Genomic DNA, 13,047 nt, shown 5'->3' on the forward strand with positions numbered 1-13,047 from the left:
GCGCATGCCGCGCGTGCCGCGCTATTGCATGCGGGCGTCGGGCTGATAGGGCCGGGTCGCCTGCTCCAGACTGTCGAGCTGGAGATCCGAGGCGGCCATGCGCCCATAGAGCGAACCCGGCATGGCTTGCGAAAGCGCCTCCAAAATCTTGCGCCACTCGACGAGGTCGCCCAGCTTCTTGTGCAGACCGGCCATGCGGTAGCGAAGCGCCGGCCAGCTCGGGTCCGATGAATCGATGTTCTTCTCGTACTCCGCCGCCCACTTCAAGGCCTCGCCAGCGCGCCCGGTCCGCTCGGTCACATCCATGAGCATACGCAGGCTGTCGCGAATCTTGCCCTTGTCCTCACCCGTGCGCAGGAAGGTTTCCAGGGCCTCCTGCGCATAGTCGTACGCCTGCTTGAGTTGATTCGAATCCATGGCCCCAAGCGCCATGAAGTACAACGCGTAGGCATGCTGGCGTTCGTCGAGCTGGGTATCCATGCCCAGTTCCGCCCACAGGGGGCGGCTGTGCTCGAAGTCGCCAAGATTTTCGTAGGCGAGGGCTTGAGCATAGCGCAACTCGCGGCGATGGTCAGGCGAAAGTTCCCAATTGCGCACCGCCTGCGACACGTCGAGCACCTTGTCCCACGCCTGATTCTCCAGATACACGGACAGGGCGAGGCTCATGGCCATCTCGGAGACGTCGGGAATCTGCGGCTGACGCAGGAACGGCGTGACGATGTCCAGCGCCTGCGCAGGTTCGCCGCGCTTCCAGAAGCTCAGGGCAAGGGCCATGCGTGCACCGGGGGAAAGCTCCTCAAGGCTGTCACGCAGGAAATCGTAATCCTTCCAGAGCTTGAGGATCATCGGATAGTTTTCCTCGCGCACAAGAGGTTCCACGACCATGCTAAAGGCCTGAAGGCCCACGTCGCGGGCGCGGGGCAAGAGCGGGCTGTCCGGATAGCGCGTGGCGAAATCGCGGGAAGCGGCGATGGCGTCGAAATACTTCTTGTTCCACAACTGCCAGATGCCCAGCTTGAGTTGCGCCAACGGAGCAAGTTCACTGTCAGGATAATCGGCGATGATCTCCTGATAAATCTGCGACGGCTTGAGATTGAGAGGCCTGTCGAAAATTGTGAACATCTGCTCCACGCTCGGCTCGTCGTAGATGCCTTCCTCGGCGAGGCGCATCTTGGAGACGAGCCCACCCTCACGGTCCGGAAACTCGGCTATGGCCTTCTCGTACACTTCGCGCGCGGCGGCGGGCTTATCCGTATTGACGTAGATGTCGCCGAGGCGGGCGAGGATGACGTCCGCGTCGTCGCCCTGCGGGTCGATGTTGTAGTAGGCCCAGTAATAGTCCTTGGCGGCCTGATAATTCTTGACGGAGAAGGCCGCGTCGCCCTGCAGCTGGAGGAACGGCGGGAACTCGATGTAGTAGCGCGGCCAGCGCTTCTCGATGAAGTCCACGATCTGGAAGGCCTGCTTGTCGTAGCCAAGCTCGCGCAACGAACGCGCCAGACCGAGCGACGCCTCGCGCACGAAGGGGCTGTCCGGATAGACCTGCACCAGATACTGGAATTCGTCGGCAGCGCGCTGGTAGTCCTTCTTCTTGAAGTGGTAGTCGCCCCAGTAGTAGTAGGTCAGCGGAACGTTGGGATCGTTCTTGTGCCTGTTGCGCAGCAGGTTGAAGAAGGCAGTGGCCTCGGGGACGTTCTCCACGTGCAGGTTCAGCACGCCACGCTTGAGCAGTGCGGCCGGAACGCGCTTGGAATCGAGATTGAAATTCATGGCCGCTTCGTACGCGCCGTTGATCTCGTCGAAATGCTTGTCGAACTCGCCGGAGTATTTCGAATACAGGATGTCCGCCTTGAGATAGAGCGCCTCCTCCTTCAACTCGGCGGGGACGCGCGAATCGCGTGTCAGGATGTCGAGATGCTCAAGAGCCACGTCGTGCTCGCCCGTGCTCTGGGCGGTCTGCGCGGCCAGCATGACCTCGTCGAAATCGGGCGTCGTGGCGTTGGTGCCCTCCGCCGGAGCCTGTTCGGCCTCCTCGGCGGCGACCTCCTCGGTCGCATTCGCAGGCTCCGCCTCCACCAGCGGCTGCGGCAAATCCGGCGTACGCGGCGCAACGGGAGCCTCCTCGGCGACGCGGGGCGCGGGAACCTCCGCCGTGGGCGGCTGCGGCGCACCATCCTTGCCGAGCCGGGCGCGATAGACCCACGGCCCGGATTCCTCGCGAATGAAATCGGCGACATCCTGCGTCACGCGAGAGGCATTGTCCTCGCCCATCGGCTTCGAAACAGCTTCAGGCGCGGGCGCTTGTGCAGGTGCTGCGGGCACCTGCGCGACGGGAGCGGCAGGCGCAGGGGCAACCGGCTCGGCCAGCGGCACGGACTCGCGCGCCTCGGGAACCTCACCACCGCGCACCACCTTGCCACGAAAGACATTGGCGGTCGCGGACGGCGGCTCCGGCTGCGACTGACGAGGGGCGGTCTGCGCAGGCGCTTCGTCCTGTCGGGCCGGTGCAGGTGCGGACTCTCCGGCGTCGCTCCCAGTAGCACCGGGGCGGGCGACCTTTCCGGAAACCACATGCCCATCGGTGCGCGACACTACGGGTGCCGCAGGGGTGGGCTGCGAAGCTGGGGCCACAGGCGGAATGTCGGCCTGCCGCGCGGTCGCGGCCGGAGGAGTCTGCACTTCGGGAGTGGATTGCGTGACAGGAGCTGCGCCCCGGTCCGTAGCCGCAGCCTTGTGCGCGGCGGGTTCGGGCTTGGCGACAGGAGTGGGCGCGGGGGCCTCTGCACGAGGGCGAGGCGTTGTCCCGTTGGGACGCCAACGCGCACCAAGGGGATCGCGAAACACGTCAATAACGAGGCGTGATGGATTTTCGAGCGTAAAGGCGACGTAGCCGAAGGCGTCAGTTCCCATGCGCACATCAGCCCCTGAGGGGGCGACACGCACATCGCGGATGAGCGCAGCACCGCCGAAATCCGGACGCGGACCGCTCACGCCCCCCATCCCGGCGGGAATGGAGACGGAAAATTCGCGCCCGCCGGTGCGGGCCACATCATACTTCGGAAGAGTGCCGGGGAAGGTGAAAACAAGCCGCTCCCGATCCGGATGCAGGCCGAATGTATAGGAAACGGCCCCGCCATCGGACGGGAGAAGGAGCCAGAAAAGGCTCAACAGGATGAGGATGCAGGAAGGCCTGCGGGTCGTACGCGCGTTCACGTCATCACTTCTTGCAATAACCATGCAAAAACGCTCGTCAATGGACTCGCCTCCCCGTGCCCGCATGACAGGATGTCCGGCCCCCACGGCGCGAGGGCCGCACAACGATCACAGCCCCTTCTTCTTGAGCTTCTCGATGAGCGTGGTCCGCTTGATGCCAAGCACCTCCGCCGCCCGATTCTTGACGCCATCGGCCATGTCGAGGGCTTCGAGGAGCAACTTTTCCTCCACGGCGTCCAGAAAGGTCTTGAGGTCCATATCGTGATCGCGCAAGTCGCGAATCTGCGGCCATGCGAAGCCGACCTGAACCGGCTCTGCGGGCAAGGGCGCTTCGGGCAGCTCGCGCCCGGCGCTGGACCATATCTTCTCCGGAAGGTCCGTGGGCTGGATGATCTCTCCCTCGCACAGGATGGAGAGACGCTCCATGAAATTCTCAAGCTCGCGAATGTTGCCCGGCCAGTCGTAGACCTGCAACATGGCCCGCGCCTCGGGGGCGAGGCGTAGCGGCGTGATGCCCTGCTCCTGCGCGAAACGCGAGAGGAAATAGTCCGCCAGCAGCAACACGTCCGCCCCGCGCTCGCGCAGGGGGGGCAGGTGCAGCGGAATGACGTTCAGGCGGTAGAAAAGGTCCTCGCGAAAGTTGCCCCGGGCTACCTCCTGCTCAAGGTCGCGATTGGTGGCGGCCACGATGCGCACATCGACCTGCTGGGTCTTGGTGCCGCCCACCCGCTCAAATTCCTTTTCCTGCAACACGCGCAGAATCTTCACCTGTAGGGAGAGATCAAGCTCGCCGATTTCATCGAGAAAGATCGTACCGCCGTCCGCGAGTTCGAATCGCCCGGCCCGCGAGCGGATGGCGTGGGTAAAGGCTCCCTTCTCGTGGCCGAAGAGTTCGGATTCGAGCAGGTCGCGCGGAATGGCTCCGCAGTTGATGGGCACGAAGGGCTTGTCCGCCCGCTTGCTGTTGGTATGCAGTGCGCGGACCAGCAGTTCCTTGCCCGTGCCGGATTCGCCCGTCACAAGGACGGTGCTCTCCGTAGGCGCGACCTTGGCCAGCACGCCGAAGACCTTCCGCAGCGCCGGGCTTTGACCTATGATTCCGCTCTTGTCGATATCCATTCGTCCTCCACGATGAAGCCCGACGTCCGGCTCTCCCTTCCGAACGACAGGCAGTGCGCGCAGGTTCGCGCGCTATCTGGTCATTGCTGTCAATTTCATGACGCAAAGTCAAGAGTCTTTTGGATAAATGTCGCCGAGGATTGCGAAAACCGGAGGCTTCAACTCCGGCCCGGCGATGGAAAACGGGTCAGACCACGTGATCGAGGAAGGTGCCGAGCATCTCGTCCTGCGTGGCGACAACCGCTGCGGAAGCCTCGAAGGAGCGCTCGTTGACGATGAGGGACGTCATCTCCACAGCGAGGTCGGTGCCCGAGGCACCGTCGGCCGCCGCGTCGGCGGTGACAATGTCGGACACGCCAACGCCCCCGTAGCCGAGGCGCTCCTCAAAGTCCACACGCGAAGGCGCGAAGCCCTCCGTGTTGACGTTGGCGATGTTGTTGGCGGTCACGGCCTGCGCCGTGGAAAAGGCGTCGAGTGCGGACTGCGCCGCGGCGAGCACGTTCATGACGTCATCCCGATGCGTGTGGAATGCGGGGGACCGGACAACGCATCCGGCCCCTCACAGAGTCTCACACATTCTTGTCCAATTCAATGATGGCGTAAGCGCTGTGATTGTGAATGGATTCCTGGCTCTCCACCTCGACGCGGAACCACGACACCTGCTCCAGCCTGCGCAGTTCGTCGGCGGCGGAACGCACCACGTCCTCCACGAAGGCGGGCTTGGCAAACGCGTCCTCGGTCACGCGGCGCTCGTCCTCGCGCTTGAGCAACGCGTACACGGGCGAGGAACCGGCCTGCTCGGCAATGGCGATGAGATCCTCGATCCACACCATGCCCGTGGAGCGGGTCCGGATGCGGACGATGGCGCGCTGGCTGTGCGCTCCGCCATTGCAGATGGCCAGCGAACAGGGGCACACCGTCATCACCGGCACGTCCACGCCAAGCTCGAAGGTGAGCTTGCCGCTCTCCAACTCGCCAAGCAGGGTGCACTGGTAATCCATGAGCGCGGGCGTTCCGGTCTCCGGAGCGAGCCGCTGGAGAAAATAGGGGAAACGGAAGATGAGGTGCGCGCGCTCGGCCTGCAGGCGCAGGCGCACATCCTCAAGCAGCCGCTTGAAGCTCGAATAATCGAGCTCCTCACTCCAGGCACGCAGCGCCTCGATGAAGCGGCTCATGTGAGTGCCCTTGAACCGGGCTGGCAGATCGACTGAAAGATCCACGCTGGCCACGGTATGCTGCACTTCACCCTTGTTGTCCCGGCTGCGAACCAGCACGGGCAGCCGCAGATTTTTCACACCGACACGGTCGATGGGCATGGCCACTTCGGCCGGGCCGCTCTGAACATCCTTCATCGGTCTTATACCAAATCCTGTCCGGTGGTTGTGAGGCTGAGCTTCCCGTGCTTGACCCCCTTGGTCGAGACGAGTCTCTGCCCCAGATTGCGGATTCTATCCGCCGGTCCCTTGAGGACCAGAACTTCAAGACAATTGTGATGATCCAGATGTACATGCAGCGAGGACAGAATCAAATCGTGGGCCTCGTGCTGCAATTCGGTCAGCCGCTGGGAGAGATTGCTCTGATGATGATCATAGACCATGCTCAGGGTTCCCGCGACTTCGCGGTCCGACTCTTCCCATTCCTTCTTCACCAGCGTATTGCGGATGAGGTCGCGAATGGCCTCGGAACGCGTCTGATAACTGTTTTCCTCGCAATGACTGTCGAACTTGTCCAGCAGATCGGAATCAAGCGAAACACCGAAACGAATCGTCTTTCCCATTGCGTCCTCCGGAAGTTGAGTGGTGTTTCATGCCTGCCCCGCGAGGGTCAAGGCCTTTTCGAAATTTCAAGGATGTGGACCGTAACAGAATGCCCCTCCCACTGGATGTGCTCGGTATGCACCCGCTCGCAGCCCCAGCCGAGTGCGGCCACGGCCTCGCCGAAGGGTCTGGCCACGGCGCGGTCAGGTTCGGCTATCCATGCCCGCCCGCCGGGGACGAGCACATGATCCAGAAACGACAGCACGGAGCCGATGAAACGCTTCTCGTAGATGACGTCCCCGGCCCAGACGAATTGAGCGCTGCCAGCAGCGATGGCCGCATTGCGCCAGTCCATCTGAATCCACAGAGGCTGCGCCACGCGGTTCAGGTCCGCGTTGCCGCGCGCGAAGAACAGCGGCTCGAATTCGTAATCAAAGGCGATGACGCGCGCGCCGAAAAGCGAACCGGCCAAAGCCGTCAGCCCCAGCCCGCACCCCATGTCGACGCATACGCGCCCGGCGATGCGGGCACGGTTCGCGCCCAGCCACGCCGACAGCACGACACTGGACGGCCACACCTCCGCCCAATAGGGCAGGCGCTCGTCCTCGGTGAATTCGTCCTCGCCGATGAGTTCCCACAGCGTTTCGAGGTCCGCGGTGCGCTCAATGAGCCACGACCGACCAGCGGCCACAACTTCGAGCCGCTGCCTGGGACCGTCCAGATCGACAATGGTAGCGCCACGTTTCACGCCCACGGGTGTGCCTCCGCCATATGCGGCAACGCGCCGCCAGTTCTCCACTTCATTGGAGCGCGGTACACCCGTGGTAGCACGATGTCAACTCCACAGGCACAAGCCATGGCATCCCTGCGGGAGCATGTTGCGAAATGGCGGGCACCAGACGGCAATCGGGTATGACGCGGCGGACAGTGCCGCAGTGAAAGGAATGCGTCGCAGCCGGATGCATCTCCGGGCTCGACCGATCAGGGCGGATTTTCAGAAGACGAACTCGACGAGCGCATGCCAGCCCGTGAACACCTGCCCCATCGCCAGCGTGACGAGGACGACATTGCACAGGCCATGCAGCACGGGCAAAAGCACCCGGCGGCCGCGCCGACGGTCCATGTACACCCCGGAAGCGAGGCCCACGAACAGAAGCGGTGCCATGAACCCTGCGGCGTTGACGAAATGCCACCCGGTTGCGCCCACGCGCTCCCAGAAGTGCCACGTAATGGCCATCGCGCCAGCCATGCCAAGCCCCCAGCCGCAAAGCACAACCAGCCCGAGCGTCACGTGTCTACGCCACGCGAAGCGCACCGGTTGGCCGAAATGGGCCATTCGGAAACGCCGCGCGCCAAGGTGCAGCACATAGAGCGATAGCAGATTGACCACCACCATGGATACGGGATGAAACAGGAGCATATCACCTCCATTCAGCAGGTCGCGCGGGACAGACCGCGTCGCAAGCGCCGTTGTCGCGCCAATCCCCGGAACACGCCGGTAGGCGCGGCTCTGGACGCATCGCCCGGCATGTGCGAATCTTTTTCCCCAAACATCACTTTACACGAAAAACAATGATTCGCATCGACCAACTCAGCCATTCCTATCCGGGCGGCACGACCGTGCTTTCCGACATCAACCTATCCATAACGCGCGGAACCCTACTGGCCCTCGTGGGAACCAACGGCTCGGGCAAATCCACGCTGCTCTCGCTTCTGGCGGGCATTCTACGGCCCACGCGGGGCACAATCTCTCGCGGCGGGTTCACCTCTCCCGGAGACGAAGCCGCCATGCGCCGCAGTTCGGGCCTGCTCCTTCAGGACGCGGACCTGCAAATCCTCGGTGCCACCGTGGAGGAGGACATCCTGCTCGGCTTCGCCACGGACGACAACGTAGCCCGGACCAAGGCGCTGGACATGGCCCAACGCTTCGGTCTCGCCGACCAGTGGCACACGCCCGTCCAGCATCTCTCGTGGGGGCAGAAGCGCAAACTGTGCCTCGCGGCCGCCCTGCTCCGCCAGCCCGACTGCCTGCTGCTGGACGAACCCTTCAGCGGGCTCGACTATCCAGGCATGATCGAAATGCGCGAGATGCTCATCGCAAGCCGCTCCGCGGGCCTCACGCAGGTGGTGACCTCGCACGATCTGGAGCCGCTGGCCGACATCGTGGACGTCATGGCCGTGATGCATGCGGGACGCATCGCCCTCTCGGGCGCACCGCGCGACATCCTCGACCATGTGCGCGAATTCGGAGTCCGCCCGCCCAGCTCGTGGACCGCCAACCGCACCTTGCAGCCATGGGACTGACCGGCATGGCGCACGAAAGCACGCCACACGCGCAAAGTCCGGCACCCGGACGCGAACGTCCCACCCTCGACCCACGCGTGCGGGTACTGCTGGCCTTCAGCTATGGTCTGGTGGTGCTCCACTCGGGCACGCTGGGGCTGGCGGTCATACTCGGCGCGCTGTGCGCGGTCGCTCTGGCGGTAACGCGCACGCATCCGACGGACCGAAGCGTTTTCAAGGCCTGCGCGGCCTTCGTCGGCCTCTGGGTGGGAATCAAGACGGGGGTGGATATGTGGTCGGGCATCGCGCCCACGCAGGCGCTCATGGGCGGCGGCATCCTCGGCATGCGCCTGTTCGCGCTCATGCTTATCGGCCTGTGCCTCGCCCTGTCGGCATCGCCACGCACGATGGGCACTGCGCTGGCGTGGATGCTGCGCCCGATTCTGCGGGGGAAGGCATGGATCGTCGCCCTCGCAATGGCGCTCATGATCCACTTTCTACCGTTGACGTGGCAGGTCTTCACCCGCGTCCGGCACACCATGGCCCTACGCGCATCCAACCTCCCACTGCGTTCGCGAATCATGCTCTTCCCGCAGGCGGCGATGCGCGCGCTCTCCCTCAAGACATGGAATCAGACCGTGGCCATCGCGGCCCGTGGGCTGGACAGGGAAAGCGCATGGCAGACGCGCTTTCCCCTCAACGCCGCCCACTGGGCGCTAGGTGCTCTTCTCATCCTCGTCGGTTGCGTCCTTGCGCGGCTCTGAAGCCGCGTCATCCGTAGCGAACGAATCCTCAAGCTCCCACTGCATCGGCGTGGTCGCTTCAACCTCAGCACCTTCCGCAGCATCAGCCGCTAACGCCGCGTCCGGCTCCTGCGCGAGCAGGGACCGATACTCCTCGGATTGCCCGTCAGGTTCGGCAAAACCAGCCTCCGCAAAACCAGCCTCCTCAGACGCCTGCGGTGTCCACTCCAGCCCAGATGGAGCCGCCCAGTCGGCGGCCTCGGCATGAACATCGGGCGTCGTGAGGGCCTCGGTGGCCAGCCCGAACGCCGCACCGGCCGCAGGCACGGAAACGGGCACCGACGCGGGGGCAGGCCGTAAACGTCCCAAACGGATATCACGCTGCAAGCGGGCCGAGGCACGCTCCGCCGCATGATCGGCAAAGGCCCGCCAGCACGAGATGACGGCGAGGGAGAACAGGACCGTATCGCGCCACACGGAGATCATCATGTCCCCGCGTGCGCCGGGGCGAACGGAAAAACAACCGCAACTGATGTCCAGCCCGCGCGAGATGTTGTACCACATGAGGCCGATGAACACGGCCAGCATGCCCGTAATGATGACGGACGCGCCGCGCCGCATCACGCCGCACGCCAGCGCCGCGCCACACGCGAATTCCAGCCACGGCAGAACCATTGCCACCGGATTGATGAGCACCGGCGGCAAAATCTGGTAATTGACCACGACCTGTGCGAACAGGGCCGGATGCAGCACCTTGTCCACTGCGGCGGCGATGAACACCAGCCCGAGGATGACGCTGCACGCCTCGTAGAAACGATTCATCGCGTCCCCTCCCCTGCGGCTTCGGATTCAGGTGCCGCCCCGGTAGCGTCATCCGAATCGGCAGGAACATCCCCGGAACCGACCTCCACCGCGCCGCCAGCGGCCAGCCAGCCGGCGAAGCCCTCGCCGTACACGAAAAGATTCCCGTAACCGAGCATGTCGAGGCTTTCGGCCAGTTCGGCGCTCATATGGCAGGTGATGGAACTGCAATAGATGATGATCCGCCGCCCCGCGTCGGGCGCGCCGATAAGGCGCTGCGCGTCCTCGGCAAACATGCCGGGCGGAATGTTGACGGCACCGGGCACATGCCCTTCCTCGAAATCCTCCACAAAACGGGCATCAATGAACAGTGCCCCACCCTCGGTGAAGGCCTGCAGAGCTTCCGGCGTGTCGATTCCCTGCGCGGCGGATGCGCCGGGCAGGGTTTCTGCCGCTGCGGGCAGCATGCTCTGGCGCAGCGGCGCGCGCTCCCACGTCAGTCCCTCGGGATGATGGATATTGAAGAAATGCGCACAGGCGACCGATACGGCCACCAGAAATGCCATCTCGTACAGCACGGTAAGACGGGGGGAAAGAAGTCGCATTGCACCTCGCTTTTCCGGACCGATGCCCGGCAGTGGTCGAACCGGGAAATTCTGCGACAGCGGGCGGTTATCATCAAGCCTTTTTTGGGCGCGAAACGGACAGCACACCTCGCTTGCCAAATATTGGCACGAAATGCACGCCCATGCTATGTTTCACCATGCTCATCAAACTTCTGAACGGAATGCGTAAAATGAGAACCGGATACAGGGACCTGACCGCCGACGAAGTTCGCGCGTTCATCAAGTCGCGCAGGCAAGGCACCTATACCCTGCTCGATGTCCGGCAGGACTGGGAATACGAGGAGGAACACATCCCCGGTTCCTTTCACATCCCTCTGCCGGAACTTTCCGACCGTCTGCACGAAATTCCCCGCGACAAGCCCGCCATCGCCTACTGCCGCTCCGGCGGGCGCAGCTCCGCCGCGGCGGCCATGCTGCGCGACAACAAGGTGGCCGAGGTCTACAACCTCACGGATGGCATGTCCGGATGGCGTGGGGAGGCGGCCGTCGGCCCGGGATCGGCCGGGTTGCTCGCCTTTTCGGGGGACGAATCGACGGCGGAAGTCGTGGCGCTGGCCTGCCGCATGGAGGTGCAGCTGGGCGACTTCTACCGAACCATGGCCAAGACGGCCACGGTGGACGATGTGCGGGATTTGCTCGAAAAACTGGCCGATTTTGAGGACAGGCACCAGACGTGGCTCTTGACGATCTACCAGAAGCTGACGGGCGAAGCGCTCGACCCGGCGCTACTGACCGCCAGCGCGCAGGATGAAGGCGCCGCCATGCTCGAAGGCGGCCTGACTGCGGAGGAATTCATACGGCGCAACACACCGGCCCTCGACACGCCCACGGGTGTGATCGAGGCGGGGATGATGTTCGAGGCACAGGCGCTGGACCTCTACACGCGCTATGCGGCGCGCTCCGCAAACGAAGCCTCGCGCGCCCTGCTCTACAAGATGGCCGACGAGGAAAAACGCCACCTCAAGGCGCTGGGAACGCTGCTCGACAAGGTTGCGCGCAAAGACTGAAACCGGCGCGACGACGCGGGATCAGGCGGTCGCCACCGCTCCGGCCATTGCCATCTGCCGCACGACGACATGATGGAACGGACGGATAAGATTGAAATAGATAGGCCCCGTCCAATTCCGGTAGCGAATGAACGTGGCGACGTGGAATCTGTTGCGACCATTCCCCAGCGGTTCCATGGCGACGGCGAGATATGCGGTCAGAGGCTTGTCCGTCACTTCCCCGATCCAGAACAGCCCGGACTGCGCGGCGACCGTCGTGAAGAACATCAGCTTATCCCCGGGCAGAAGCGTGAGATCCTCGGCGCGGAAGACGGTGCCGTCGAAGCCGGAATGCCCCATCCCGAGCGCACGGGCGAACACGCCGCGCACGGCGTACAGGCTACGGAGCCACCCCGGGGAATACGACATCATTCCCGCGATGAATTCCGCCAGCTCCACCTCGCCCTCAACGACCTTCACGTCTACATGATCGGCCTGTTTAAAGAGGTGATCAATCTCGGAGACGCCACGCAGATGTTCCATCTCGCCCTCCCGGATTCGAATTTCAGGACCTCTGTTCCTCCGGACGCCGCAAATAGATGATGTATTCCTGATTGCCCTTGGGCCCCTTGATGCGCGAGGGGATGACGCCGATAAACTCCATGCCGTGCTCGTTCACGAGATAGTGAACCACCATGTCCACGGTCTGCTGACGCAGATTTTCGTCGCGCACGACACCTTTGTCCGTCTGCCCCGGAGCGACCTCGAACTGCGGCTTGACCAGCGCGGCGACCTCGCCGCCGGGCTTCAGGAAACGCAGGCTCGGCTCCATGACCTTGGTCAGCGAAATGAAGGACACGTCAGCCACGATCATGTCCACCTGTTCCGGCAACAGATCGTCCGGCGCAAGGCGCATGTTCGTGCGCTCAAGGTTCACGACGCGGGGATCGTTGCGCAGTCGCGAATCGAGCTGGCCGTAGCCGACGTCCACCGCGTACACCCGGCTCGCCCCATGCTGGAGCAGGCAGTCCGTGAAGCCGCCCGTGGACGCGCCGACATCAAGGGCGACCTTGCCCTCGCACGACAGGCCGAAATGCTCGATGGCAGTGAGCAGCTTGTACGCCCCGCGCGAAACGAAACGCTCCACTCCCTTGAGCGACAGCTCGTCATCCTGCGAAAGCTGCTGTCCCGGCTTGGTCACGGGTTCGCGACAGCCCACCCGCTCCACGAAAACCTGCCCGGCCATGATGAGCCGCTCGGCTTTTTCCTTGCTTTCCACCAGTCCCTGCTCATAGAGCAACTGGTCCGCCCGTATCCTATTTTTCGCCATACGCTCTCACTTTCTGTAAATTCTCTGCGACCGGGCTCACATGTCACAGACGGCGCCGTAGGGCAAGCGAGCGTATCGAAATATCGAGCCATGATGCACACTTTTGTTGCCTTGCATCGCCCGGTGCATTTACAATGCACGAGAGCTGGAGTCTGCGGACCGATGATGAAATAGCGTACAACTGCAAAC

Annotated in this window: 14 protein-coding genes; 3 read left to right on the forward strand and 11 right to left on the reverse strand. The window is 63.4% G+C overall.

The window, feature by feature from the left end:
• Positions 1-21: 21 nt before the first annotated feature.
• From GGQ74_RS03245 to GGQ74_RS03275, 7 genes are all read right to left on the reverse strand, one after another.
• On the reverse strand, positions 22-3,237 hold the full coding sequence (locus tag GGQ74_RS03245) for a tetratricopeptide repeat protein (protein ID WP_167940091.1): 3,216 nt from the start codon (positions 3,235-3,237) through the stop codon (positions 22-24).
• A gap of 84 nt (positions 3,238-3,321) precedes the next feature.
• Complete coding sequence (locus GGQ74_RS03250) at positions 3,322-4,332, reverse strand: sigma-54 interaction domain-containing protein (protein ID WP_167940092.1); 1,011 nt, start codon at positions 4,330-4,332, stop codon at positions 3,322-3,324.
• A 187-nt stretch (positions 4,333-4,519) separates the two neighbouring features.
• Positions 4,520-4,837, reverse strand: a complete 318-nt coding sequence (locus GGQ74_RS03255) for a flagellar basal body rod C-terminal domain-containing protein (RefSeq protein ID WP_167940093.1) — start codon at positions 4,835-4,837, stop codon at positions 4,520-4,522.
• Positions 4,838-4,901: 64 nt separating this feature from the next.
• Positions 4,902-5,684 (reverse strand): GTP cyclohydrolase FolE2, encoded by a 783-nt coding sequence (gene folE2, locus GGQ74_RS03260; protein WP_167940094.1) that lies wholly within the window; start codon positions 5,682-5,684, stop codon positions 4,902-4,904.
• 5 nt (positions 5,685-5,689) lie between these two features.
• Positions 5,690-6,109, reverse strand: coding sequence for a nickel-responsive transcriptional regulator NikR (gene nikR, locus GGQ74_RS03265; protein WP_167940095.1), 420 nt, complete (start codon positions 6,107-6,109; stop codon positions 5,690-5,692).
• Positions 6,110-6,156: 47 nt separating this feature from the next.
• Positions 6,157-6,843: a class I SAM-dependent methyltransferase gene (locus tag GGQ74_RS03270; protein ID WP_342448574.1), complete on the reverse strand. Its 687-nt coding sequence runs from the start codon at positions 6,841-6,843 to the stop codon at positions 6,157-6,159.
• 240 nt (positions 6,844-7,083) lie between these two features.
• The gene (locus tag GGQ74_RS03275; protein ID WP_167940096.1) at positions 7,084-7,509 is read right to left on the reverse strand and encodes a DUF4079 domain-containing protein; all 426 of its coding nucleotides are present in this window, start codon (positions 7,507-7,509) and stop codon (positions 7,084-7,086) included.
• A gap of 152 nt (positions 7,510-7,661) precedes the next feature.
• Here GGQ74_RS03275 and GGQ74_RS03280 point away from each other — a divergent pair, with 152 nt between their 5' ends.
• Positions 7,662-8,393: an energy-coupling factor ABC transporter ATP-binding protein gene (locus tag GGQ74_RS03280; RefSeq protein ID WP_167940097.1), complete on the forward strand. Its 732-nt coding sequence runs from the start codon at positions 7,662-7,664 to the stop codon at positions 8,391-8,393.
• A gap of 5 nt (positions 8,394-8,398) precedes the next feature.
• A complete protein-coding gene (locus tag GGQ74_RS03285; RefSeq protein ID WP_167940098.1) occupies positions 8,399-9,136 on the forward strand; it encodes an energy-coupling factor transporter transmembrane component T in 738 nt (245 codons plus the stop codon).
• Here GGQ74_RS03285 and GGQ74_RS03290 read toward each other — a convergent pair.
• Positions 9,089-9,937: a MauE/DoxX family redox-associated membrane protein gene (locus GGQ74_RS03290; RefSeq protein WP_167940099.1), complete on the reverse strand. Its 849-nt coding sequence runs from the start codon at positions 9,935-9,937 to the stop codon at positions 9,089-9,091. The genes GGQ74_RS03285 and GGQ74_RS03290 overlap by 48 nt on opposite strands.
• Positions 9,934-10,521 carry a rhodanese-like domain-containing protein gene (locus tag GGQ74_RS03295; RefSeq protein ID WP_167940100.1) on the reverse strand — a complete coding sequence of 196 codons (588 nt, stop codon included), beginning with the start codon at positions 10,519-10,521 and terminating at the stop codon, positions 9,934-9,936. Before GGQ74_RS03295 ends, GGQ74_RS03290 begins: the two co-directional genes overlap by 4 nt.
• Before the next feature lie 191 nt (positions 10,522-10,712).
• Here GGQ74_RS03295 and GGQ74_RS03300 point away from each other — a divergent pair, with 191 nt between their 5' ends.
• Positions 10,713-11,549: a rhodanese-like domain-containing protein gene (locus GGQ74_RS03300; protein WP_167940101.1), complete on the forward strand. Its 837-nt coding sequence runs from the start codon at positions 10,713-10,715 to the stop codon at positions 11,547-11,549.
• Positions 11,550-11,570: 21 nt separating this feature from the next.
• Here GGQ74_RS03300 and GGQ74_RS03305 read toward each other — a convergent pair whose 3' ends face one another.
• Together GGQ74_RS03305 and GGQ74_RS03310 are read right to left on the reverse strand one after the other, a co-directional pair.
• Positions 11,571-12,071 (reverse strand): DUF2867 domain-containing protein, encoded by a 501-nt coding sequence (locus GGQ74_RS03305; protein WP_167940102.1) that lies wholly within the window; start codon positions 12,069-12,071, stop codon positions 11,571-11,573.
• 22 nt (positions 12,072-12,093) lie between these two features.
• The gene (locus tag GGQ74_RS03310) at positions 12,094-12,858 is read right to left on the reverse strand and encodes a TlyA family RNA methyltransferase (RefSeq protein ID WP_167940103.1); all 765 of its coding nucleotides are present in this window, start codon (positions 12,856-12,858) and stop codon (positions 12,094-12,096) included.
• Positions 12,859-13,047 lie beyond the last annotated feature (189 nt).

Origin of the sequence: Desulfobaculum xiamenense, assembly GCF_011927665.1 — a bacterium.
Taxonomy (GTDB): domain Bacteria; phylum Desulfobacterota; class Desulfovibrionia; order Desulfovibrionales; family Desulfovibrionaceae; genus Desulfobaculum; species Desulfobaculum xiamenense.

Bases quoted from the DNA above. Each gene is read 5' to 3' on its own strand.
- GGQ74_RS03295 (WP_167940100.1), bottom strand. From the start codon at position 10,521: ATGCGACTTCTTTCCCCCCGTCTTACCGTGCTGTACGAGATGGCATTT.
- GGQ74_RS03285 (WP_167940098.1), top strand. From the start codon at position 8,399: ATGGCGCACGAAAGCACGCCACACGCGCAAAGTCCGGCACCCGGACGC.
- GGQ74_RS03275 (WP_167940096.1), bottom strand. From the start codon at position 7,509: ATGCTCCTGTTTCATCCCGTATCCATGGTGGTGGTCAATCTGCTATCG.
- GGQ74_RS03255 (WP_167940093.1), bottom strand. From the start codon at position 4,837: ATGAACGTGCTCGCCGCGGCGCAGTCCGCACTCGACGCCTTTTCCACG.
- folE2 (WP_167940094.1), bottom strand. From the start codon at position 5,684: ATGAAGGATGTTCAGAGCGGCCCGGCCGAAGTGGCCATGCCCATCGAC.
- GGQ74_RS03305 (WP_167940102.1), bottom strand. From the start codon at position 12,071: ATGGAACATCTGCGTGGCGTCTCCGAGATTGATCACCTCTTTAAACAG.
- GGQ74_RS03310 (WP_167940103.1), bottom strand. From the start codon at position 12,858: ATGGCGAAAAATAGGATACGGGCGGACCAGTTGCTCTATGAGCAGGGA.
- GGQ74_RS03280 (WP_167940097.1), top strand. From the start codon at position 7,662: ATGATTCGCATCGACCAACTCAGCCATTCCTATCCGGGCGGCACGACC.
- GGQ74_RS03250 (WP_167940092.1), bottom strand. From the start codon at position 4,332: ATGGATATCGACAAGAGCGGAATCATAGGTCAAAGCCCGGCGCTGCGG.
- GGQ74_RS03290 (WP_167940099.1), bottom strand. From the start codon at position 9,937: ATGAATCGTTTCTACGAGGCGTGCAGCGTCATCCTCGGGCTGGTGTTC.
- GGQ74_RS03245 (WP_167940091.1), bottom strand. From the start codon at position 3,237: ATGGTTATTGCAAGAAGTGATGACGTGAACGCGCGTACGACCCGCAGG.
- nikR (WP_167940095.1), bottom strand. From the start codon at position 6,109: ATGGGAAAGACGATTCGTTTCGGTGTTTCGCTTGATTCCGATCTGCTG.
- GGQ74_RS03300 (WP_167940101.1), top strand. From the start codon at position 10,713: ATGAGAACCGGATACAGGGACCTGACCGCCGACGAAGTTCGCGCGTTC.